Origin of the sequence: Actinomadura bangladeshensis, assembly GCF_004348335.1 — a bacterium.
GTDB lineage: Bacteria > Actinomycetota > Actinomycetes > Streptosporangiales > Streptosporangiaceae > Spirillospora > Spirillospora bangladeshensis.
This window is the reverse complement of record NZ_SMJW01000145.1, coordinates 1-20,952: the sequence shown is the minus strand read 5'-3', so window position 1 is coordinate 20,952 and position 20,952 is coordinate 1. Positions and strand designations below refer to the sequence as shown.

Below are 20,952 nucleotides of genomic sequence, written 5' to 3'. Positions count from 1 at the left end.
GGTTATGGGTACACGCGGGAGTTCCCGGTGGAGCGGATGATGCGCGACGCCAAGATCACCCAGATCTACGAGGGCACCAACCAGATCCAGCGCATGGTCATGGCCCGCCAGCTCCTCAAGTAGCCGGCAGCCGCACCTCGAAGAGCGCACCGCCGCCGGGGGCCTCGCCGACGGCGAGGGTCCCGGCGTGCGCCCGCACCAGGTCGCGGGCGATGGCGAGGCCCAGCCCGGCGCCGCCCTCGTCGCGGCTGCGGGCGTCGTCCAGCCGCACGAACCGCTCGAAGATCCGCTCGCGGTCGCCGGCGGGCACGCCCGGCCCGTCGTCGCAGACCCGCAGCACCGCTCGGCCGCCCTCCTCGCGCAGCGACAGCCGCACCGACGTCTCGGCGTGCCGCTCGGCGTTGTCGAGCAGGTTGCCGAGCACCCGCACCAGCTGGCCCGGCACCCCCATGACCCGCGGGTCCGCCTCGATCGACGCCTCGACGGGGATCCGGTCGTGCGGCGCCCGGCGGTCCAGCTCGTCCCGGACCAGGCCGCCGAGCGCGACCGGACGGGCCGGGGGACGCTCGCCCGCGTCGATGCGGGCGAGCAGCAGCAGGTCGGCGGCGAGGTGCTGGAGCCGCACGACGTCCGCGACGAGCCCGTCCACGTCCAGGAGCTCCGGGTGCGCCGCCGCCACCTCCAGCTGGGTGCGCAGCGACGCGATCGGGCTGCGCAGCTCGTGCGAGGCGTCCGCGACGAAGCCGCGCTGCCGGGCCACGGACTCCTCCAGCGCGGCGAGGGTCTCGTTCGTCGTCGCGGCGAGCCCCGCGATCTCGTCCCGCGCATCCGGCACCGGCACGCGCCGCGCCAGGTCGCCGGACGAGGTGATCTCCGCCAGCTCCGCCCGGACCGCCTCCACCGGCCGCAGCGCCCGCCGCGTCACCAGCCAGGTCACGCCCGCGACCACGGCGAGCAGCAGCGGCAGCCCGGCGAGCATCGCGCGGGTGACCGTCCCGGTCGCGTCCCGCGCGGCGGCGAGGTCGGCGCCCGCGTACACGGTGACCGTCTCGTCCCGGGGCGTCGTCACCTCGATCGCCGCGAACCGGTAGCCGGCGGTGCGCCCGTCCACGGTCGCGGTGCCGGTGGTGAGTTTCGGCTCGTCGTCCGACACCTCGCCGCGCCCCGGGTCGTCGCCGGGGTCGTCATCGTCGCCGCCGCGCGGGGCCGAGCCCGGCCGCACGCCGGGGGAGCCGGTGCCGTGGACCGCCTGCAGGTCCTCGCTGACCGCCCGGACGCGGCCGTCCTCGCCGACGACCTGCACCGGGTGGTCCTCGGCGTCCGGCAGGTCGAGGCTCCCGTAGGCGACGCCGGTCGCGAGCTGCGACGCGACCTCCCGGGCCGCCACCTCGGCCCGCAGGTCCGCCTGCCCGGCGAGGTTCGCGCGCAGCAGCAGCACCACCGCGAGCCCGGCGGCGACCAGCGCGCCCGCCACCACGGCCGTCGCGCCGATGGTCGTCCGGGCCCGGACGGACCCCGGCCGCCCCGCCATGTCAGGCGCCCCCGTCCCGGGCCAGCCGGTACCCCGCGCCGCGCACCGTCGCGATCGACCGGCGCCCGAACGGGACGTCCAGCTTGCGGCGCAGCGCGCTCACGTACACCTCGACGATGTTGGGGTCGCCGTCGTAGGCGAAGTCCCAGACCGCCTCCATGATCTGCGCCTTCGACACCACCCGCCCCGCGTTCGCCGCCAGGTGCTCCAGCACCGCGAACTCCTTGGCGGTCAGCTCCACCTCGGCGTCGCCCCGGAACACCCGGCGGGCCGCCGGGTCCACGGTGAGGTCGCCGAGCACGATGGCGGGCGCGGCGCCGCGCGTCCGGCGGCGCAGCAGCGCGCGGACGCGCGCCACCAGCACCACGTAGGAGAACGGCTTCGTCAGGTAGTCGTCGGCGCCCGTGTCCAGGCCCTCGGCCTCGTCGTACTCGCCGTCCTTGGCGGTCAGCATCAGGATCGGCGTCTCATCGCCCGCCGCCCGCAGCGCCCCGCACACCCGGTAGCCGTTCATCCCGGGCAGCATGATGTCGAGGATGATCAGGTCGTAGCCGCCGCCGAGCGCCCGGTGCAGGCCCTCGGCGCCGTCATGGACGGCCTCGACGACGAAGCCCTCGGCGGTCAGCCCCCGCGCCAGCGACGTGGCCAGGCGCTTCTCGTCCTCCACGATGAGCAGGCGCATGCCCTCAGCCTGCCAAACCGCGGCTGAAGACGGCTTCAGGTTGCTTCAGGAGCGCTACAGGAACGCCCGGCATCGTCGGTGGCGCAAGGTCGGACGACACGGAAGGCGGGAAACCGATGAAGATCAACGCACGGCGCATGCTGACGGGCCGCGGGCTGCTGGTGACGGTGGTCGCCGCGGGCGTCCTGGCCGGCGGGGGAGCGACGGCCGCCGTCGCCGCCGCCCCCGGCGACGACCCGGCCCCGCGCGCCACCCGGGCGGGGGAGGGGCACGACGGCGGCGCCCCGGAGACGGCCGTCTCGCTCGCGCAGGCCGTGGACGCCGCGCTGAAGGCCGCGCCCGGCACGGTCGCGGAGATCGAGCTCGACGACGAGCAGGGCAGGACGGCCTGGGAGGCCGACGTGGTCGCCGAGAACGGGGAGCGGCGCGAGGTGACCGTCGACGCCGCCGACGGCAAGGTCCTCGCGAACCGCGCCGACGACCGCGACGGCGACGACCGCGACGGCGACGACGGCACCGACGACCCCGCCGCGCTGCGCGGCGCGAAGGTGACCGCGGCGGCCGCCGCGGACGCGGCGCTGAAGGCGGTCCCCGGCCGTGTGACGTCCGCCGGCTTCGAGACCGAGCACGGCAAGGCCGTCTGGGAGGTCGATGTCGCCGGACGGGACGGCGCCGAGCACGAGCTCACCATCGACGCCGCCGGCGGCAAGGTCCTCACGAACGAGGTGGATGAGGACTGACGCGGGGCGGGGCTGGGAAGGGGTCTGTAGGAGGTGCGCATGAGCGAAAAGAGACCCGGCCCCGACATCGACACGAGCGTCTCGCACGTGGCGCGCATCTGGAACTACTGGCTGGGCGGCAAGGACAACTATCCGGTCGATCGCGAGGTCGGCGACCAGATCCTCGGGATGCTGCCGGACGTGGCCCGGCTGGCGCGCGCGTCCCGGCTGTTCCTGAACCGGGTCGTGTGGCATCTGGCCGCCGAGGCCGGCATCCGCCAGTTCATCGACATCGGGACGGGCCTGCCCACGGTCGACAACACCCACGAGGTCGCCCAGCGGGCCGCGCCCGAGTCGAGGATCGTCTACGTCGACAACGACCCGCTGGTGCTGGAGCACGCGAAGGCGCTCCTCACCAGCACGCCCGAGGGCCACACGTCCTACATCCACGCCGACCTCCGGGAGCCCGAGGCGATCCTGGAGGGCGCCGCCGAGACGCTCGACTTCAGTGAGCCGGTGGCGTTCACGCTGATGGGCATCCTGGAGTTCATCCCCGACGACGAGCAGGCGTACGGGATCGTGCGGCGGCTCATGGCCGCGGTGCCCTCCGGCAGCTACTTCGCCATGTACGACGGGACGAACGTCGTCCACGGCGAGGCGTCCGACCGGATCGTGGAGGTGTGGAACGCCGCCGGCAACGCGCAGCTCGTGCTGCGCACGCCGGAGCGGATCGCGGGGTTCTTCGAGGGGCTGGAGGTGCTGGAGCCGGGGATCGTCCCGGTCACGCACTGGCGCCCGGAGACGCCCGGCGAGCCGGAGGCCGTCGACGCCTACGGCGCGGTGGGCCGCAAGCCCTAGCGGGCGGCGCCCTTGACATGCAGCCATCCGGTTGCCTAATCTTTCAGGCAACCGGATGGCTGCATGTTTGGACGGCGGCATGGACGAGGACGGGATCTTCAAGGCGCTCGCCGACGCGAGCCGCCGCCGGCTGCTGGACGGCCTCAACGCCCGCAGCGGCCAGACCCTCCGCGAGCTGTGCGCCGGGCTGGAGATGACCCGGCAGTCGGTCAGCAAGCACCTGGCGGTCCTGGAGGCCGCCGGCCTCGTCACGACCGTGCGCCGTGGGCGCGAGAAGCTCCACTACCTCGACGCCGCGCCCATCAACGCCATCGCGGACCGCTGGATGAGCCGGTACGACCGGGAGCGGGCGCGCGCGCTCGCCGACCTGAAGACCGCATTGGAGCAGACGCCGATGACCGCAAGCGAGTTCGTCTACACGACCTACATCAACACCACGCCGGAGCGCCTCTGGGAGGCCCTCACGGATCCCGCCTTCACGCGCCGCTACTGGGGCGTCTCCTTCGAGACCGACTGGAAGCCGGGTTCCGCGATCACCTGGCACGAGGAGAACGCGACGACGGCCGACCCCGAGCAGGTCGTCCTCGAAGCCGACCCCGGCCGCCGCCTCTCCTACACCTGGCACACGTTCACCCCCGAATGGGCGAAGAGCGTCGGCGTGGACGAGGAGACCCGCCAGAAGCTCATGGCGGAGCCCCGCTCCACGGTGACCTTCGACATCGAGCCCGTGGGCGAGACGGTCAAGCTGACCGTCCTCCACCGGGCCGGCGAGGCGCTGCTCGGCATGTCCGAGCAGGGCTGGCCGCACGTCCTGTCCGGGCTGAAGACGCTCCTGGAGACCGGCGAGCCCCTCCCGACCGCCTGACCCGCCGCCCTCTAGCATGATCGCGGTCGATCATGTGAGGAGCGGATGGTGCGAGAGATCGCGGTGTTCGGCGGCAGCGCCCACCCGGAACTGGCCGCCGAGGTCTGCGCCCACCTGGGCGTGCCGCTGAGCCCCTCGCGGGTCGACCGGTTCGCCAACGACTGCCTGGAAGTGCAGTTGCAGGCCAACTGCCGGGAACGGGACGTCTTCCTGATCCAGCCGCTGGTCGCGCCCGTACAGGAGCACCTCGTCGAGCTGCTGCTGATGTGCGACGCCGCGCGCGGCGCGTCGGCGAGCCGCATCACCGTGGTCATGCCGCACTACTCCTACGCCCGCTCGGACAAGAAGGACGCGCCGCGCATCTCCATCGGCGGGCGGCTGGTCGCCGACCTGCTCGTCGCCTCGGGCGCGAGCCGCGTCCTCGCCATGACCCTGCACTCGCCGCAGGTGCACGGGTTCTTCTCCGTCCCCGTCGACCACCTGCACGCGCTGCGCGAGCTCGCCGACCACTTCCGCGGCCACGACCTGTCGCGCACCACCGTCGTGTCGCCCGACCTCGGCAACGCCAAGGAGGCGGCGGCCTTCGCCCGCCGCCTCGGCGTGCCGGTCGCCGTCGGCGCCAAGCAGCGGTTCCCCGACGACCGCGTCGAGATCAGCTCGGTCATCGGCGACGTCGCCGGGCGCGACGTCATCGTCCTGGACGACGAGATCGCCAAGGGCAGCACGGTGCTGGAGCTGCTGGACCGGCTCCGCGAGCTCGGCGCCCGCACGATCCGCGTCGCCTGCACCCACGGGCTCTTCGCCGCCGGTGCCCTGCGGCGCCTGGCGGCGCAGCCCGACGTCCTGGAGATCGTCTGCACCAACACGGTGCCCGTCCCGGACGGCAGCGAGAAGCTCCGCGTCCTGTCCATCGCCCCGGCCCTGGCCGAGGCCGTCCGCCGCATCCACGACGGCGAGTCCGTGAGCGCCCTGTTCGAATCCCCCTGACCGGGCATGTGACCCGCGTACATCCAGGCGCATGGCAGGAGGCACCATGGCGGTCGCATCGTCCGCGTCGCCCGTCCTGGCCGGATCGGACGCCGTACGCGCATGGCAGGAGGACCTCTACCGGGACCTGCACCGGAACCCCGAGCTGTCGCACCAGGAGCGCCGGACTGCGGGAAAGGTCGCCGAGCGCCTCCGGGCGGACGGCCTCGACGTGCGCGAAGGCGTCGGCGGTACCGGCGTGGTCGGCGTGCTGCGCAATGGCGACGGCCCCACGGTGCTGCTGCGCGCCGACATGGACGCCCTGCCGGTGCGGGAGGCGACCGGGCTCGACTACGCCAGCACCGCCACGGCCACCGACGGCGACGGCAACGAGGTGCCGGTGGCCCACGCCTGCGGGCACGACGTGCACGTGACCTGCCTGCTGGGGGCGGCGTCGCTGCTGGCGGCCGCCACCGACCACTGGAACGGGAGCCTCGTCGCGCTGTTCCAGCCGGCCGAGGAGACCTCCGGCGGCGCCCGGGGCATGGTCGACGACGGTCTCGCGGACCTGATCCCCGAACCGGACGTGGCGCTGGCGCAGCACGTCCTGGCCGCGCCGGCCGGGCAGGTCGGCACCCGGTCCGGTCCCGTCTTCACGACCGCCGACAGCATGCGGATCACCCTGCACGGGAAGGGCGGGCACGGCTCGATGCCCCAGGCGGCGGTCGACCCCGTCGTGCTCGCCGCGATGATCGTGGTGCGGCTGCAGACGGTCGTCTCGCGCGTGACCCCGCCGGGGGAGACGGCGGTGCTGACGGTCGGGAGCATCCAGGCCGGCACGAAGAGCAACGTCATCCCCGACAGCGCCGTGCTGCGGCTCAACCTGCGCTGCTACAGCGAGCGGACCAGGAGCGACATCCTGGAGGCGGTCCGCCGCATCGTCACCGCCGAGTGCCAGGCGTCCCGCTGCCCGAAGGAGCCGGAGTTCGAGCTGTTCGACCGGTTCCCGCTGACCGCCAACGACCCGGACGCGACCGACCGGGTCGCGCGCGCCTTCGCCGGCGCCTTCGGCGACCGGGCGGTCACGCTGCCCGAGCAGACCGCGAGCGAGGACTTCAGCGACATCCCCGCCGCGCTGGGCGTCCCCTACACCTACTGGGGGCTCGGCGGCACCGACGCGGACCTCTACCGTCGGGCGGAGGAGGCCGGGCGCGTCGCGCAGGACGTCCCGGTGAACCATTCGCCCGCGTTCGCCCCGGTCGTCCAGCCGACGCTGGAGACCGGCACCGCGGCGCTGGTCGTCGCCGCCCTCGCCTGGCTGGCCCGCTGACTCAGCCCCGGCCGGAGTCCGGGCCGGGCGCGGCGTCGTCGTCCGGCGGGCCGGCCACCGAGCGCTTCCCCGGCGGGCGCGGGGCCTGGAGCTTGTAGCGGACGCCGAGCATCCGGATGATGAAGCAGGCCGCCACGGCGCCCAGCGCCGACGGCAGGCCGTAGCTGCCCGTCTCGAGGGTCAGGACCGTGATCCCGGCCGCGACGAGGGCCGGGATCGCGTACAGGTCGCTGCGCAGCACCGTCGGGATCTGCAGGACGAGGGCGTCCCGGATCGTGCCGCCGCCCACCGCGGTGACCACCCCGAGCAGCAGCGCGGGCGCGACGTCCAGGCCGGCGGCGAGCGCCTTGCTCGCGCCGATGACGGCGAACGTGCTCAGCCCGACCGCGTCCATCACCGTGATCGGCATGTCGAGCCGGTCCAGCCGCCTGCTGAAGATGAACGCGATCAGCCCGCCGCCCGCGGCGAGGGCGAAGTAGCGCCAGTCCACGAAGGTGGCGGGCGGGATCGCGCCGATGAGGACGTCCCGGATGACCCCGCCGCCGAGCGCGGTGATCATCCCGAGCGACACGACGCCGACCACGTCCAGCCGGGCCGCACGCACCGCCGTCAGCGCCCCGTTCAGCCCGAAGGCGAAGGTGCCGGTCAGGTCGAGCGCCAGCAGCAGCGGCGGGTCGGTGCTCATCCCCGATGCCTACCACGGGCCGGAGCGGCGGCGTTCACCGGCGCATGCCGCTGCCGCCGGGCTCCTCCTCGCCGTCGGTGCTGGGCTCCAGCTCCAGGTACTCGTCCTCGGGCCACAGTTCGTCGGCGAGGCCGGCCAGGTACTCCTCGTCGGCGGGATCGAGTTCGGCGACCATGGACTCCGGGTGCCCGGCCCCGGCGGGCGGCGGGTCGTGCGCGGCTCGTGCCGGCATCGGGCGGAGCAGGCGGGGCAGGCAGAAGCCGAACAGGGCGAGCAGGGACACGAGCACCAGGACTGTGATCACACCACACCGTCCTTTCGCGGTCGAGTTCCACATGATTCTTGCGTAAGTAGCAAAACAGTTGAACGTTATCGGGACGGTCCGCCCGATGGGAGCCCGACATGCGGAGCGCCGGGGACAATGGCCCGGTGGAGTCTCCTGTGGACGCGCGGGCGCGCGAACTGGCGAGGACGATCTGGGACCACCTCGTCGTGTCCGACCCCCTCCCCAAGGCTGACGTGATCCTCGCGCTGGGGTGCCACGACACGCGGGTGGCGGCTCACGCGGCACGGCTCTGGCTGGCCGGCCGGGCGCCGCTGGTGGTCGTCTCCGGCGGGCGCGGCAAGATCACCTCGGACTGGGCGGAGACCGAGGCGGAGGTGTTCGGGCGGGTGGTGCGCGCGCACGGCGTCCCGGCGGAGGCCCTGCTGCTGGAGGGGACGGCGGCCAACACGGGGGAGAACATCACCGCGTCCCGGCGGCTGCTGCGGGGACGGGGGATCGCGGTGCGGAGCGGGATCCTGGTCGCCAAGCCCTACATGACGCGGCGGGCGCTGGCGACGGCCCGGCGGCAGTGGCCCGGCCCGGACTGGTCGGCCTCGGCGCCGGAGCTGGGGTTCGACGACTTCGGCGCGGACGAGCGCCAGTTCATCGAGCTGATGGTGGGGGACCTGCAGCGGATGGCGGTGTACGCCGAACGGGGCTTCCAGGTGCCGATGCCGGTCCCGGCGGCCGTGTGGGCGGCGTACGAGGAGCTCGTGCGGCTCGGGTACGACGGGCACGTGATCAGATGACCGTGCCCCGGGCGCCTAGCCGGCCGTGGCGGGACGGTGCGGCGCGATCACCCGGCCGTCGGGGAGCAGTTCGCCGGTGTCCTCGAAGACGACGATGCCGTTGCACAGCAGGCTCCACCCCTGCTCGGGGTGGTTGGCGATGATGCGCGCGGCCTCGCGGTCGAGGTCGTCCGATGCCGGACAGTGCGGCTGGTGCGTACAGATGGTGGCGTGCTGAGCGGTCACGGGTCGTCCCTCCACGGCGTCCCCTGTGATTAAGGACATAGTGCAGCCTGCCGCCGCGCGTCCGAAATATGCAAGTGGATGGCGAATTCTTTACTGTTCAGCGCGTGTGAAGAGCGGGGAGATCGGGCAATCCAGGGCGTTTCACCGCATAATGTCCCCGGCGCCGTTCCCGGTGTCGGGCTCGCCGCCGTGGTCCACGTCCAGGCCCACGACCGACGTGCAGCCCGTGCAGACCCATTCGGCGATGACGGCCTCGGAGTTCGTGCCGTGCGTCCGGTACGGGCGCTCGACCGCCCGCCGGCGCATCCCGTGGCCGCACGAGGAGTGCAGGATCCGGCCGCAGGTCGGGCACGGCCACACGTCCTCGCGGCGCAGGTCGCAGCGCGGGCACAGCGGCACCTCGTAGTGCCCCGCCGGCTCGCCGAAGGCCATCTCCTCCAGCCAGTCGTGCTCGAGGTCGAGGTACTCGTCCCCCGGCCAGTGGTGGTCGGCGAGCCACGCGAGGTACTCCTCGTCCCCCGGGCCGAGGACGGTCGTCAGCGACTCGGGGTGCCCGTCGTCCGAGCGGTGTCGGGCCGAGCGGGGTCGGCGCCTGCCGTGCCGCGCGGTGGCCAGAAGCGTCAGCAGGCCCAGGAGCGCGGCCGCGGCCAGGCCTGTCGCCAGGGGCATCGCGGCGTCCTTACATGATCTTGCGGCGGGAAGGTCCGATCATGAATGCACTTCACAAAACGCTGCGAACGCTACAACGCGGGGTTGACAACGGAAAAGTCGATCAGAAAGATCCTTTACTAGATCATGCTCGGACTCGGTGTCCGAAACCGCGTTCTCGTGCCGTCCGCAACCGCGCGGCCTGCGGGAACCGCGGGCCGCGAGCCCCCAGGACGGCGCTGGGCCCGCGACCCGGTTTCACTCTCCGCTGAATCCGGGTTTTCCCGGAGTCAGTCCTTGCGGCCCAGCACGGCCACCATCTGGCTGTGCAGCGGGTGCTCCAGCGGCCCGGCCGGCCCGTCCGGACGCCACTCGGTCACGTGCGCGACCCCCGGCTCCAGGATCGTGAGCCCGTCCATGAACCGCTCGATCTCCGACGAGTGCCGGAAGTAGGAGCCGCCCAGCCCCGACTGCAGGATCTGCTTGGCCTCCTCGACGCGCGGATCCTCGCCGGAGTCGTGCAGGTGCGTGAGGACGACGTGGCTGCCGGGCGCCAGGAACGGGACCAGCGCCTGGACGACGCCCGCCGGGTCGCGCTCGTCCGGCACGTGGTGGATGACCGCGGCCAGCACGATCCCCACGGGCCGCGACAGGTCGATCAGCCCGGTCAGCGCCGGGTCGGAGAAGATCTTCTCCGGTTCGTACAGGTCGCCCTGGATGAAGGTCGCGACGCCGTCCTCGGTCAGCAGCGCGCGCCCGTGCGCGAGGACGATCGGGTCGTTGTCGACGTAGACGACCTTCGCGGCCGGGTTCGCCGCCCGCGCGAACTGGTGCACGTTGGACGAGGTCGGCAGCCCGGAGCCGATGTCGACGAACTGGTCGATGCCGAGGTCGCCGGCCAGGTAGGTCACCGCCCGCTCGATGGCGACCCGGTTGCCCCGCGCCACCACCGGGGCCTCCGGCACGAGCTGCATCACCATGTCGGCGACCTCGCGGTCGGCCGCGAAGTTGTCCTTGCCGCCGAGGAAGTAGTCGTACACGCGCGCGAACGTCGGCGTGGTCGGATCGATGCCGGGGGGCGCGCTCTCGGGGAGGTCGTCGGCCACGATGTGCGGCTCCTTCTGTGCTGCGTCCGCGCTGCCCGCCCGGACGGTCCTGGGCCCCAAGCGTAAGCCCGGACGCCCTGCGCGGCAGGGCTTTTCGCGCCGAGGGTGCGGTTTTCCGCAGGGTGCGGGTGCGGGATCCGGCCGGACGGGTCGGCGGCGCTCTCCATGGTGGCGGGCGCCGCCGGTTCCTAGCGTCGTAGGCATGATCGGACTGATGAACGCGGCGTCGGGCGAGGCGCCCGCCGGCGGGGTCGCCGGCTGGGCGACCGACCTGATGGACCGGCTCGGCGCACCCGGCGCCGGGCTGGCGATCGCGCTGGAGAACCTGTTCCCGCCGCTGCCGAGCGAGGTGATCCTCCCGCTCGCGGGGTTCACGGCGGCGCAGGGCCGGATGGGCCTCACCGCGGCGATCGTGTGGACGACGCTCGGGAGCGTCGCCGGCGCGCTCGCCCTCTACGGGATCGGCGCCCTCATCGGGCGGGACCGGGTCCGCGCGGTCGCGGCGCGGCTGCCGCTGGTCAAGGTCGAGGACCTCGACCGGACCGAGGCGTGGTTCGCCCGGCACGGCGGCAAGGCGGTGTTCTTCGGCCGGATGGTCCCGATCTTCCGCAGCCTGATCTCCGTGCCGGCGGGCGTGGAGCGGATGCGGATGCCGGTTTTCCTGGCCTGCACCATGCTCGGCAGCCTGCTGTGGAACACCGCGTTCGTGCTCGCCGGGTACGGCCTCGGCGACAACTGGCGGACGGTCGAGGAGTACGTCGGCGTCTACTCCAAGGCGGTGGCCGCGGTCGCCGCCGCGGCGGCCGCGGCGCTCCTCGCCGTGCGTATCGTGATAGCACGGCGTGCCGGTGCCGGGGGGCGGCGGCCGGCGGGGGCGCACCGGGCGGAGGCGAGAGTACGCGAACGTGACCGCATCCACTGACGCCGTGCGCCGCGGCCCCGCGGCGGTCCCGCGGGCCCTGGCGGGGCTCGTGCTGGGCGCCGCCACCGCCGCCGCGGAACTGGTGCTGCTGGCGGGGGCGGCGCTGCTCGTGGCGTACTCGCTGGCCTTCTCCCGCGGCCGGCGGGCGGTCCCGGCGGCCGTCGCGGACGCCGCCGAGCTGCTGACCGAGCTGGAGCTGCGGCGGCTGCGCGCCTTCCTCGGCGAGGACCGGGGCGTCCGGTACGGTCCGCTGCGGGCGCTCGCCTACCTCGTCCTGCGGGTGCCGGTCGGCCTGCTCGGCGGCGCGATCCTGCTGCTGATCGCCTACGGGGCGGTGATCGCCGTCCGGCTGGCGGTCAGCTGGTGGATCACCGGCGACTACCTGGACGGCATCCCGCCGGCCTGGTGGATCGTCCTCTACACCGCCGTCGCGGGCGGGGTGCTGCTCTTCCTCGCCGTGTACGGCCTGGTCGGCGTGGTGGCGCTGGAGAGGGGCGTGGCGCGGCGCTGCCTCGGGCCGAGCCCGCTGGAGGAGTACGAGCGCCGCATCGCGCAGCTGTCGGTCACGCGCGCCGAGGTGGTGGACGCGGTGGACGACGAGCGCCGCCGCATAGAGCGCGACCTGCACGACGGCGTCCAGCAGCGGCTCGTCGCGCTCGGCATGCTGATCGGCCGGGCCCGCCGCGCCGGCGACGGCGAGCGGGCGGCGGAGCTGCTGCGGCAGGCGCACGAGGAGTCGCAGCGGGCGCTCGCGGACCTGCGGGAGGTCACCTGGCGGGTGTACCCGGCGGCGCTGGACGGCGAGGGCCTGCGGGCGGCGCTGGAGACGGTTGCGGAGCGGTCCGCGGTGCCGGTGGCGATCGACTACGACGTGCCGGGGCGCCCGCCGCACGCGGTGGAGACCGCCGCGTACTTCGTCGTCTGCGAGGCCGTCACGAACGCCGCCAAGCACTCCGGCGCGAGCGCCGTGCGGGTGGCGGTCGCCGGATCCGGGACAATGATCGGCGTGCGCATCGAGGACGACGGGTCCGGGGGAGCCGACCCCGCCGGCGGCGGGCTGGCCGGGCTGGCCCGGCGGGTGGCCGCCCTGGACGGGACGTTCGGCCTGCACAGCCCGCCCGGCGGCCCGACCGTGATCACCGCGGAGCTGCCGTGCGGGTGATGCTGGCCGAGGACTCGACGCTCCTGCGCGAGGGCCTGGTGCGGCTGCTCGCCGAGGAGGGCCACGAGGTGGCCGCGGCGGTCGGGGACGGCGAGGCGCTGCTGGCCGCGGTGGCGGCGTCGGGCGCGCAGGGCCCGCCGGACGTCGTGGTGGTCGACGTCCGGATGCCGCCGACGCACACCGACGAGGGCCTGCGCGCCGCGCTGGAGATCCGCCGGCGCCGGCCGGGGGTCGGGGTGCTCGTGCTGTCGCAGTACGTGGAGAAGCGGTACGCCGCCGAGCTGATCACCGCGGACACCGCCGGGGTCGGCTACCTGCTGAAGGACCGGGTCGCGCAGGTCGACGAGTTCCTGGACGCGCTCGACCGGGTCGGCGCGGGCGGTGCGGCGTTCGACCCGGAGGTGGTCCGGCGGCTGCTGGCGCACAGCGCGCACGCCGATCCGCTGGCCCGGCTCACCCCGCGCGAGCGCGACGTCCTCGACAACATGGCACAGGGCCATACCAACGCCTCGATAGCCCGCAACCTGCACATCTCGCAGAGCGCGGTCGAGAAGCACGCCAACGCGATCTTCGACAAGCTCGACCTGTCGCACGCCGCCGGCTACAGCCGCCGCGTCCTCGCCGTCCTGCGGTATCTCGGGACCTGAGCGTTCCGCCCCCGAAAATCGGACTAATGGCCATAAAGCGGGTATGGGTCCTGCACCGATCCTCATCGTGGAGGGAGGAATCGTGGCGGACACCAACCGAGGCGTCGTCTACCAGGCACCGGGCAAGGTCACGGTCGAGGACCTGGACTTCCCCAAGCTGGAACTGGCCGAGCAGAACGGGCGCAAGCTCCAGCACGGCGTGATCTTGAAGGTCCTGGCCACCAATATCTGCGGCTCCGACCAGCACATGGTGCGCGGCCGGACGACCGCGCCCGCCGGGCTCACGCTCGGCCACGAGATCACCGGCGAGGTGATCGAGACCGGCAGGGACGTCGAGTTCATCAAGGAAGGAGACCTCGTCAGCGTCCCGTTCAACATCGCGTGCGGCCGCTGCCGCAACTGCAAGGAGCGCCACACCGGCGTCTGCGAGAACGTCAACCGGGACCGGCCGGGCGCCGCCTACGGGTACGTCGACATGGGCGGCTGGCACGGCGGGCAGGCCCAGTACGCGGTCGTCCCGTACGCGGACTTCAACCTGCTCAAGTTCCCCGGAGACCGCGACAAGGTGATGGAGAAGCTGCCCGACCTGGCGATGCTGTCGGACATCCTCCCGACCGGGTACCACGGCGCCTACAGCGCCGGCGTGACGACCGGCTCGACCGTGTACGTGGCGGGCGCGGGACCGGTCGGCCTCGCGTGCGCGACCGCGTGCCTGCTGCTCGGCGCCGCCGTCGTGATCGTCGGGGACATGAACGAGCAGCGGCTGGCGCAGGCCCGCGGCTTCGGCTGCGAGACGATCGACCTGTCGCAGCACGGCGACGTGGGCGCGCAGATCGAGCAGATCCTCGGCGTCCCCGAGGTGGACGCGGCCGTCGACTGCGTCGGGTTCGAGGCGCGCGGCCAGGGCCACGAGGGGTCGCAGAAGGAGCAGCCCGCGACCGTCCTCAACACGCTGATGGACATCACCCGCGCCGCCGGCGGGATCGGGATCCCCGGCCTGTACGTGACCGGGGACCCAGGCGCGGCGGACGAGAACGCCAAGGTCGGGCAGCTCGGCCTGCGGATCGGGACCGGCTGGGCGAAGTCGGAGTACTTCGTCACCGGCCAGTGCCCGGTGATGTCCTACAACCGGCAGCTGATGATGGCGATCCTGTACGACCGGGTGCAGATCGCGCGGAACGTCAACGCGTCGGTGATCCCGCTGGACCAGGCCCCCGAGGGGTACGCCGAGTTCGACCGGGGCGCGGCGCGCAAGTACATCCTTGACCCGCACGGCGTGCTGGGGGCCGCGGCCTGACGCCCGTCACCCGATGCCCCGGGCGATCCGCAGCGCCGTCGCCATGACGGTGAGCTGCGGGTTCACCTCGGGGCACGTCGGCAGCACGGAGGCGTCCGCGAGGTGCACGCCGCGGACGCCCCGCAGCCGCCCGGCCGGATCGGCGGGTGCGGCGCCCTCGTCGGCGCCGAGCTTCGCCGTCCCGGTCGGGTGGAAGCCGGCCAGGTGCAGGTCGGCGCGCGGCGCCGACGCGACCGCCTCGGCCAGCCCGTCCTCGTCCCGGACGACGGGCGTCTTGGCCAGCCCGGTCAGCACCTCCTCGGCCCCGGCGGCGAACAGGACCCGCCCCATCGCGACCATCGCGCGACGGAGGCGCCCGGCGTCGCGCGGGGCGAGGTCGTAGCGGAGCAGCGCGCGGTGCCCGGAGCCGTGCACCCGGCCGGACGGCGCGTCGGCGATCATCGCGCCGAGCACCGCGAGGCGGCGGGCGTCCTCCAGTTCGCCGCGCAGGTGCCGGCCGATGCCCGGCAGCGGGAACGAGGTCATGCCCGGCGGCGTCGCCGTCGCCTCGATGAGGATGCCGTCGCCGTGCAGTTCCTCGATGCCGACGCTCTGCATCACGCCCGACCAGGAGTCCACGGGCTCGGCGAACCGCCCCGCAATGTTGGTCGCGGGGTGGACGGCCATGCCGCGTCCGAGTTCCGGATGGCCGCCGAGGCCGGAGCGCCGCAGCAGCAGGGGCGTCTGCGTGGCGCCGGCCGCGACGACGACCCGGGGCGCGAGGATCTCGAAGGACGTGCCGTCCGGGCGGCGCGCGCGCACGCCCGCGGCGGTCCCGCGTTCGACCAGGATCCGCTCGGCCCGCGCACGGGTCACGATGCGCGCCCCCGCCTCGCACGCCTGCGGGAGCGCGTTCAGATGCACGCCGTACTTGGCGTTGTGGGGGCACCCCACGGCGCACTGCGCGCTGCCCCGGCAGCCCGGTGCGTTGCGGCGCAGCGGCGCGGCCCGCCAGCCGAGCCGCTCGGCGCCCGCGAGCGCGAGCAGCCCGTTGCGGCCGAGCGGCCCGACCGGCTGCCGCGCGACCCGCAGCGTGGCCTCGACCTCGTCCAGATCCGCGCCGAAGTCCTCGACCGGGACGCCGAGGGACGCCCAGCGCCGCAGCACGCGTCCGGGCGTCCGGTAGCAGGTGCCGCTGTTGACGACGGTCGTCCCGCCGACCGCGCGGCCCTCCGGCAGCAGCACGGGCGGGCGGCCGAGCGCCACCGCCGCACCGCCGTCCCGGTACAGGTCGAGGAACCGGTCGAGCGGCGCACGCTCCCGGAACTCGGCGGCCGTGAACCGGCGCCCCTCCTCCAGGACCACCACCGACATGCCGCGCCGGGCGAGGGTCCGCGCCGCCATCGCACCGCCCGCACCCGACCCGATCACGACGGCGTCCGCCGTCGCGCAGGCCGGCCACTCGCCGGACGGCGTGCAGTCCAGCGCGGCGTCGGGACGCACCGGCCCGTCCGGCTCCGGCGGGCCCGGCAGCAGCGCGGTCCCGGCGGCCAGCAGCAGCGGGATCTTCACCGCCTCCACGACCCGGGAGGTGGACGCGCGGGAGACCAGCAGCGCGCAGAGCGCGTCCCTCCGGCCCGCGTCCAGGCCCGCCAGGGGCCGGCCGGTGGTGAGGCGGGACAGCGCGTCCAGCGTCCCGGTGCCGGCGGCCAGCCCGAGCCGCGCCGGTCCGGGCAGCGTCCGCGCGATGGCCTCGGCGCCGGCGGTGACGCGGGCCAGTTCGCCCTCGTCCTCGATGCCGAGCAGCACCGCGATCGTCCCGGCCATGGCGTTCACCGCAGCCCCACCTCCGCGTGCCCGGTGCCGTCGAGCCGCCATTCGCGCTCGGTCCGCCAGGAGCGCCCGGCACGGCGCGCCAGGACGATCCGCACGTCGGCCCGCTCGGAGTTGTGGCAGACGGCGGGGGAGCCGTCGGGGTCGGCGTAGTCGACGGCGACGGTCTCCTCCGGCCGCAGGGCGACCTCGACGTGCAGCCGCCGGTCGCCGACCCGTCCCCGGACCGTCCATACCGGCAGCCCGATGTCGGCGCGCATGCGGAGCGCCGCGAGCAGCGGGTCGCCGGACGGCCAGTCCCGCCCGTCCACCCGCAGCCGGACGAACGGCAGGGGCGGCAGCCGGTCCAGCCCCGGCCGCGTCGAGACGGCCGCCACGATCTCGCACACGTCCCCGCCGCCGAGGTCGGCGTGCAGCCACGCCCACCGGCGCGCGTTCCCATGCCCGTAGATCCGGGCGGACCCGCCCGGCGCACCGGCCGGCTCCAGGACCCGGTCGCCGAACCGCACCACGCCGTCGTAGGCGGCCGCCGGCTTCGGGACGATCTGCGCCGCCGGCAGCAGCTCCCGCTCCCACGCCCAGCGCGGGAACGTGTGGATCGGCCGCCCGCCGCCCGATTCGCGCAGGTCCCAGGAGACCGGCCCGGCCGTGCCGGTGAGCCTGTCGCCGGCCTGCACGACGGGCCCGGCGGCGAACGCGGCGTCCTCGGGACGGCTCCACTCGTACGGCCCGAACCGCCCGAGCACCGGCGTCTCGCCGGGCGGGAACACCGCGGCCCAGCCGTGCGCCCGCACCCCGCCCCCGGTCGCCGCGACCAGCTCGTGGTGAAGCCACACGCCGGTGCCGGTCGCCGGATCGGTCAGCGTCGTGTACCAGACCTCCAGCCGCCCCGCCTGCCCCCGCCACCGCGACCGCATCGGATCGGTCTCCCGCGCCGGGAGGCGGAAGCTCGCCAGGAACGCCGCGAGGTCCCGGCGCACATGGAACCGCAGCCGCGCCTCGCCGACCACCGTCCCGTCCGCGTCCGTCACCGTGAGCGGCAACGACGTCATCGACCGGACGGGCCGCCGCGCCGAGACCGACTTCCAGCCGTCCAGATGCAGACGCCGGCCGTCGGTCGCCGTGAAGTCCATCGTGTAGCGGATCCGCCGGGCGGCCACCGGCGCGACGCGCAACCGCCCGGACGCGGCCGGATCGTCCGCCCATCCCGGCACGGCGACGCGCCCGGTGAGCGCACCCTCCGCGTCGCCCCACGGACGCAGTACCTCGGGGAGGTCGACGTCCAGCTCCAGCCGCATCGGCCGGCCGCGCTCCTCTCCCGCGAGCCGCAGGGTCCCCTCCATGACCTCGCTGAACGTCGTTCGGCGGGCGCTCATCGGGCGTCCAGCATGATCGCCTCGGTCTCCGCGAAGTAGGCGGCGGCCGCCGCCCGCGCATGCTCGGCGTCGCCGTCGCACAGCGCGCGGACCAGCGGCGCGAGGCGGTCCGCCGCGGCGGCCGGGTCGCCGAACGCGTGCGTGAACCCCTCCCGGACGGCCATGTAGGCGTTCAGCAGGGCGTTGACCATGAACCCGTACACGCGGTTGCCGGTGGCCGCCGCGATGACCCGGTGGATCTCGCACTCGGCCAGCTGAGCGGCGTTCCCGTCCGCCGCCTCGCGGACCTCCGCCTCCAGCTCCCGCAGCCGCGCCCGCTGCGCGTCCGTCGCGTTGGCCGCCGCCTTGGCCGCCACCTGCGCGCCGACCTCGCGCCGCACCTCGAAGATCTCCGCCATCCAGGCCGGGCCGACCGTGCTGACCAGCATCGGCAGCAGCTCGGGCCCGCCGAGCCGCTCGTAGTCGCGGACCCGCGTCCCCACCCCGTGCCGCGTCTCCAGCAGCCCCAGCTGCGCGAGCCGGACGATCGCGTGCTTCAGCGACGTCCGGGTGACCGCGTAGCCCGCGGCCAGCTGCCGCTCCGGCGGCAGGTAGGAGCCGGGCGGGTAGCGCCCGCTCAGCACGTCGTCGCGCAGCCGGTCGACGAGCGAGTCGACCACGGTGTCGCGGGGGATCGGCGAGGACGGCACGGGGCACCTCCAGAGGACCAGTGGATCAGCCACTGGACCACAGTGGACGTCCCGGCGTCAAGACCGTGGCAGGCTGGACACCGGGAGAACGAAAGGGGAACGCGCACATGCTCGGCACGCTCGACTGGGGACCGGCGCACGAACGGCACGACCTCCTCGCGGCGCCCGTCGCCGCCGCGATCGGCGCGGTGCCCGAGGCCGAGGCCGCGGAGATCGACCCGGAACTCGCCGACACCGCCGCGTTCTGCGAGCGCTACGGCGTCCCCCTCGACGCCAGCGCCAACTGCGTGGTCGTCGCCGCCAAGCGCGGCGGCGAGGTCTCCTACGCCGCCTGCATGATCCTCGCCACCGGCCGCGCGGACGTGAACGGCGTCGTCCGCAAGCACCTCGGCGCCCGCAAGGTCTCGTTCGCGCCCATGGCCGACGCGACGTCGCTCACCTCCATGGAGTACGGCGGCATCACCCCGGTAGGCCTCCCCGAGACCTGGCCCATCCTGGTGGACGAGGCCGTAGCCGCCGCCCCGCGCGTGGTCATAGGCAGCGGCCTCCGAAAGTCGAAGATCCTCCTCCCGGGCAAGGCCCTCACAGCCCTCCCCACCGCCGAACTCCTGGCCCTCGCCCTCTGAAAGACCTGAGCCCGTGGTCGCCTGGGTCGACGAGCGGCTCGCCTCCCAGAGCGCTTATCCGGTCGAGTCGACGGCGTAGCGGGTGCCGCCTGCGGACTTGGCGCGGGCCAGGAGGCGGTGGTTGGCGGCGAGCATCTCCGCTACGGACGCGCAGCCCGGGGATGCCGTGCGCAGGACGCTGAACAGGACCGTCCCGGTGCGCAGTGTCTTGACCAGGATGACGCCGCTGAGGCCCAGGCCGGCCGTCGTCATCTCGGCCAGCGTCGACTCGATCACGGCGCGGGCGCGGTGTGCGGGCAGGAAGACCATGGCCCACGGGTGCGGGCGCGCCCACTCACCGAGCGCGACCAGTTCCGCGACGTCGGGGCGCATCCGGTCGGCGAAGTCGAGGTAGGCGAGGCTCTCGGTCTCGGTGGTGCCGGGCGGTGGCTCACCGTCGTCCCCGTACAGGACGGCCTTGGCCTCGAACCGCCAGCCGCCGTCGGACGGCTTGACCCGGCCCGAGATGTAGTCCGCCCTTGTCTCGCTCTGGACGCGGAGGAGGTCGGTCGCGTCACGGCACGGGATCGTGCACGAGAGCACCCGCTCCGGGGCTTGGACTAGGCCCAGTGTCGCCCTGGTGATGATGCCGTGGCGGCCCAGCCCGCCGCGGACGGCGTCGAACAACTCCGGACGCTCGGTGGGGGAGCAGGTGAGGACCCGTCCGCCGGTGGCGACATCCAGGGCGAGCACGTTGTCGGCCTGCGTGCCGTGCACGTGGGACGTCCCGCCGATGCCGCCGGCCGAGATCGTCCCGCCGACCGTCATGTCCAGATGGTCGGTGAGGACGGGCGGGGTCAGGCCCAGCGGCAGAGTCGCGGCGAGGACCTCCCGCCATGTCGTCCCGGCGCCGGCGGACGCGTGCCTCTCGCCGACCTCGTGGACGCCCGCAAGCCCGCGCAGATCGAGGGAGACACCGGTGGTCAGCGACTGGCCGAACGTCGAGTGACCGGTGCCGCGGGGGACCGCCTCCAAGCCCTGGGCGGCGGCGTCGCGGACGGCGGCGGCGACCTCCTCCGGCGACGCGGGCCGGACGATCCGCGCCGGTGAACGCTCGACGATGCCCCCGAAATCGCGCACGGCGGCCCGGTCAGCGGTCGCGGAGGCGGTCGGCTACGCGGCCGAGGGCATCGCCGATCAGGTCGATCTCGGCCGGTGTCAGCACGTCGATGAGCGCCTCGCGGACCACGCGGCGGTGGCCGGGACGGACGCGGTCGAGGGCGGCGGCGCCGTCGTCGGTCAGCTCGGCCCACACCGAGCGCCGGTCCGACGGGCAGCCCGTCCGCTTGACGAGCCCGGCCCGTTCGAGCTGGGTGACCTGGTAGGTGAGGCGGCTCTTGGACACCATGACCTCCCGTGCCAGATCCGACATGCGCAGCCGGCGGCCGGCGGCGGAGCGCAGCCTGACCAGCACCTCGAACTCGGCGTGCGACAGCCCGCCGTCCCGCTTGAGCTGCCGCTCGACCTCGTGGTCGACCAGGTGGCCCGCGGCGAGGAAGGCCATCCAGGCGCGCAGCTCGCGTGGTTCCAGGACGTCCCCCGCTTCGTTCATGCGGTGATTCTAGTTGGCATGAAAACACCCTTGAAGTTTCTAAATGGTCTGAATTTGAATCATCTTGCTAGCGTTCCGCTAGTTCTTTCCGGAAGTCCCGAGTTGGAGGAGACGAGGCATGCTCCCACCCCGCCGCCACCC

The 20,952-nt window shown here is 74.1% G+C and carries 24 protein-coding genes; 12 read left to right on the top strand and 12 right to left on the bottom strand.

Features of this window, described 5'->3' with window-relative positions; translation table 11 throughout:
* Positions 1–123, top strand: a 123-nt coding sequence (locus tag E1284_RS25265; RefSeq protein WP_274704662.1) for an acyl-CoA dehydrogenase family protein, incomplete at its 5' end; no start/stop codon positions are given.
* On the opposite strand, the gene E1284_RS25260 is transcribed toward E1284_RS25265, so the two are convergent.
* Together E1284_RS25260 and E1284_RS25255 are read right to left on the bottom strand one after the other, a co-directional pair.
* Positions 116–1,531, bottom strand: coding sequence for a sensor histidine kinase (locus tag E1284_RS25260; RefSeq protein ID WP_131942616.1), 1,416 nt, complete (start codon positions 1,529–1,531; stop codon positions 116–118). The genes E1284_RS25265 and E1284_RS25260 overlap by 8 nt on opposite strands.
* Position 1,532: 1 nt before the next feature.
* On the bottom strand, positions 1,533–2,213 hold the full coding sequence (locus E1284_RS25255) for a response regulator transcription factor (RefSeq protein ID WP_131942615.1): 681 nt from the start codon (positions 2,211–2,213) through the stop codon (positions 1,533–1,535).
* 116 nt (positions 2,214–2,329) lie between these two features.
* Between E1284_RS25255 and E1284_RS25250 the strand changes: the two genes are divergently transcribed.
* The 5 genes from E1284_RS25250 to E1284_RS25230 are packed head-to-tail and all read left to right on the top strand — an operon-like array spanning position 2,330 to position 6,951.
* A complete protein-coding gene (locus tag E1284_RS25250) occupies positions 2,330–2,953 on the top strand; it encodes a PepSY domain-containing protein (RefSeq protein ID WP_131942614.1) in 624 nt (207 codons plus the stop codon).
* Between the two features lie 39 nt (positions 2,954–2,992).
* Complete coding sequence (locus E1284_RS25245) at positions 2,993–3,790, top strand: SAM-dependent methyltransferase (protein WP_131942613.1); 798 nt, start codon at positions 2,993–2,995, stop codon at positions 3,788–3,790.
* Between the two features lie 55 nt (positions 3,791–3,845).
* Positions 3,846–4,655 (top strand): ArsR/SmtB family transcription factor, encoded by an 810-nt coding sequence (locus E1284_RS25240; protein ID WP_243714741.1) that lies wholly within the window; start codon positions 3,846–3,848, stop codon positions 4,653–4,655.
* Positions 4,656–4,700: 45 nt separating this feature from the next.
* Positions 4,701–5,642, top strand: coding sequence for a ribose-phosphate diphosphokinase (locus E1284_RS25235; protein ID WP_243714740.1), 942 nt, complete (start codon positions 4,701–4,703; stop codon positions 5,640–5,642).
* Between the two features lie 46 nt (positions 5,643–5,688).
* Positions 5,689–6,951, top strand: a complete 1,263-nt coding sequence (locus E1284_RS25230) for an amidohydrolase (RefSeq protein WP_131942612.1) — start codon at positions 5,689–5,691, stop codon at positions 6,949–6,951.
* Position 6,952: 1 nt separating this feature from the next.
* On the opposite strand, the gene E1284_RS25225 is transcribed toward E1284_RS25230, so the two are convergent.
* A complete protein-coding gene (locus E1284_RS25225) occupies positions 6,953–7,636 on the bottom strand; it encodes a trimeric intracellular cation channel family protein (RefSeq protein WP_131942611.1) in 684 nt (227 codons plus the stop codon).
* 34 nt (positions 7,637–7,670) lie between these two features.
* Positions 7,671–7,940, bottom strand: coding sequence for a hypothetical protein (locus E1284_RS25220; protein WP_131942610.1), 270 nt, complete (start codon positions 7,938–7,940; stop codon positions 7,671–7,673).
* A 125-nt stretch (positions 7,941–8,065) separates the two neighbouring features.
* On the opposite strand from E1284_RS25220, the gene E1284_RS25215 reads away from it, so the two are divergent.
* On the top strand, positions 8,066–8,710 hold the full coding sequence (locus E1284_RS25215; RefSeq protein ID WP_165965424.1) for a YdcF family protein: 645 nt from the start codon (positions 8,066–8,068) through the stop codon (positions 8,708–8,710).
* 15 nt (positions 8,711–8,725) lie between these two features.
* Here the strand turns inward: E1284_RS25215 and E1284_RS25210 are convergent, their stop codons facing one another.
* From E1284_RS25210 to E1284_RS25200, 3 genes are all read right to left on the bottom strand, one after another.
* On the bottom strand, positions 8,726–8,914 hold the full coding sequence (locus tag E1284_RS25210; RefSeq protein ID WP_131942622.1) for a DUF5999 family protein: 189 nt from the start codon (positions 8,912–8,914) through the stop codon (positions 8,726–8,728).
* 162 nt (positions 8,915–9,076) lie between these two features.
* Positions 9,077–9,604, bottom strand: a complete 528-nt coding sequence (locus E1284_RS42605) for a hypothetical protein (protein ID WP_207923948.1) — start codon at positions 9,602–9,604, stop codon at positions 9,077–9,079.
* A gap of 269 nt (positions 9,605–9,873) precedes the next feature.
* Positions 9,874–10,689, bottom strand: coding sequence for an SAM-dependent methyltransferase (locus tag E1284_RS25200; RefSeq protein ID WP_131942608.1), 816 nt, complete (start codon positions 10,687–10,689; stop codon positions 9,874–9,876).
* 202 nt (positions 10,690–10,891) lie between these two features.
* On the opposite strand from E1284_RS25200, the gene E1284_RS25195 reads away from it, so the two are divergent.
* The 4 genes from E1284_RS25195 (at position 10,892) to fdhA (ending at position 14,717) form a co-directional block, all read left to right on the top strand.
* Positions 10,892–11,611: a DedA family protein gene (locus E1284_RS25195; protein WP_131942607.1), complete on the top strand. Its 720-nt coding sequence runs from the start codon at positions 10,892–10,894 to the stop codon at positions 11,609–11,611.
* On the top strand, positions 11,595–12,773 hold the full coding sequence (locus E1284_RS25190) for a sensor histidine kinase (protein ID WP_243714739.1): 1,179 nt from the start codon (positions 11,595–11,597) through the stop codon (positions 12,771–12,773). The genes E1284_RS25195 and E1284_RS25190 overlap by 17 nt, the downstream gene beginning before the upstream one ends.
* Positions 12,764–13,420 carry a response regulator transcription factor gene (locus E1284_RS25185; protein WP_131942606.1) on the top strand — a complete coding sequence of 219 codons (657 nt, stop codon included), beginning with the start codon at positions 12,764–12,766 and terminating at the stop codon, positions 13,418–13,420. Before E1284_RS25190 ends, E1284_RS25185 begins: the two co-directional genes overlap by 10 nt.
* An 82-nt stretch (positions 13,421–13,502) precedes the next feature.
* The gene (fdhA, locus tag E1284_RS25180; protein ID WP_243714738.1) at positions 13,503–14,717 is read left to right on the top strand and encodes a formaldehyde dehydrogenase, glutathione-independent; all 1,215 of its coding nucleotides are present in this window, start codon (positions 13,503–13,505) and stop codon (positions 14,715–14,717) included.
* A 6-nt stretch (positions 14,718–14,723) separates the two neighbouring features.
* On the opposite strand, the gene E1284_RS25175 is transcribed toward fdhA, so the two are convergent.
* The 3 genes from E1284_RS25175 to E1284_RS25165 are packed head-to-tail and all read right to left on the bottom strand — an operon-like array spanning position 14,724 to position 18,594.
* Positions 14,724–16,523 (bottom strand): GMC family oxidoreductase, encoded by a 1,800-nt coding sequence (locus E1284_RS25175; RefSeq protein ID WP_131942620.1) that lies wholly within the window; start codon positions 16,521–16,523, stop codon positions 14,724–14,726.
* 5 nt (positions 16,524–16,528) lie between these two features.
* The gene (locus E1284_RS25170; protein WP_207923946.1) at positions 16,529–17,905 is read right to left on the bottom strand and encodes a hypothetical protein; all 1,377 of its coding nucleotides are present in this window, start codon (positions 17,903–17,905) and stop codon (positions 16,529–16,531) included.
* On the bottom strand, positions 17,902–18,594 hold the full coding sequence (locus E1284_RS25165; protein WP_207923945.1) for a FadR/GntR family transcriptional regulator: 693 nt from the start codon (positions 18,592–18,594) through the stop codon (positions 17,902–17,904). Before E1284_RS25165 ends, E1284_RS25170 begins: the two co-directional genes overlap by 4 nt.
* 107 nt (positions 18,595–18,701) lie before the next feature.
* On the opposite strand from E1284_RS25165, the gene E1284_RS25160 reads away from it, so the two are divergent.
* Positions 18,702–19,220: a YbaK/EbsC family protein gene (locus tag E1284_RS25160; RefSeq protein ID WP_131942617.1), complete on the top strand. Its 519-nt coding sequence runs from the start codon at positions 18,702–18,704 to the stop codon at positions 19,218–19,220.
* 54 nt (positions 19,221–19,274) lie between these two features.
* Here E1284_RS25160 and E1284_RS25155 read toward each other — a convergent pair whose 3' ends face one another.
* Together E1284_RS25155 and E1284_RS25150 are read right to left on the bottom strand one after the other, a co-directional pair.
* Positions 19,275–20,339: an FAD-binding protein gene (locus E1284_RS25155; RefSeq protein WP_131942604.1), complete on the bottom strand. Its 1,065-nt coding sequence runs from the start codon at positions 20,337–20,339 to the stop codon at positions 19,275–19,277.
* A gap of 10 nt (positions 20,340–20,349) precedes the next feature.
* Complete coding sequence (locus tag E1284_RS25150) at positions 20,350–20,811, bottom strand: MarR family winged helix-turn-helix transcriptional regulator (RefSeq protein WP_131942603.1); 462 nt, start codon at positions 20,809–20,811, stop codon at positions 20,350–20,352.
* Positions 20,812–20,952: the final 141 nt, after the last annotated feature.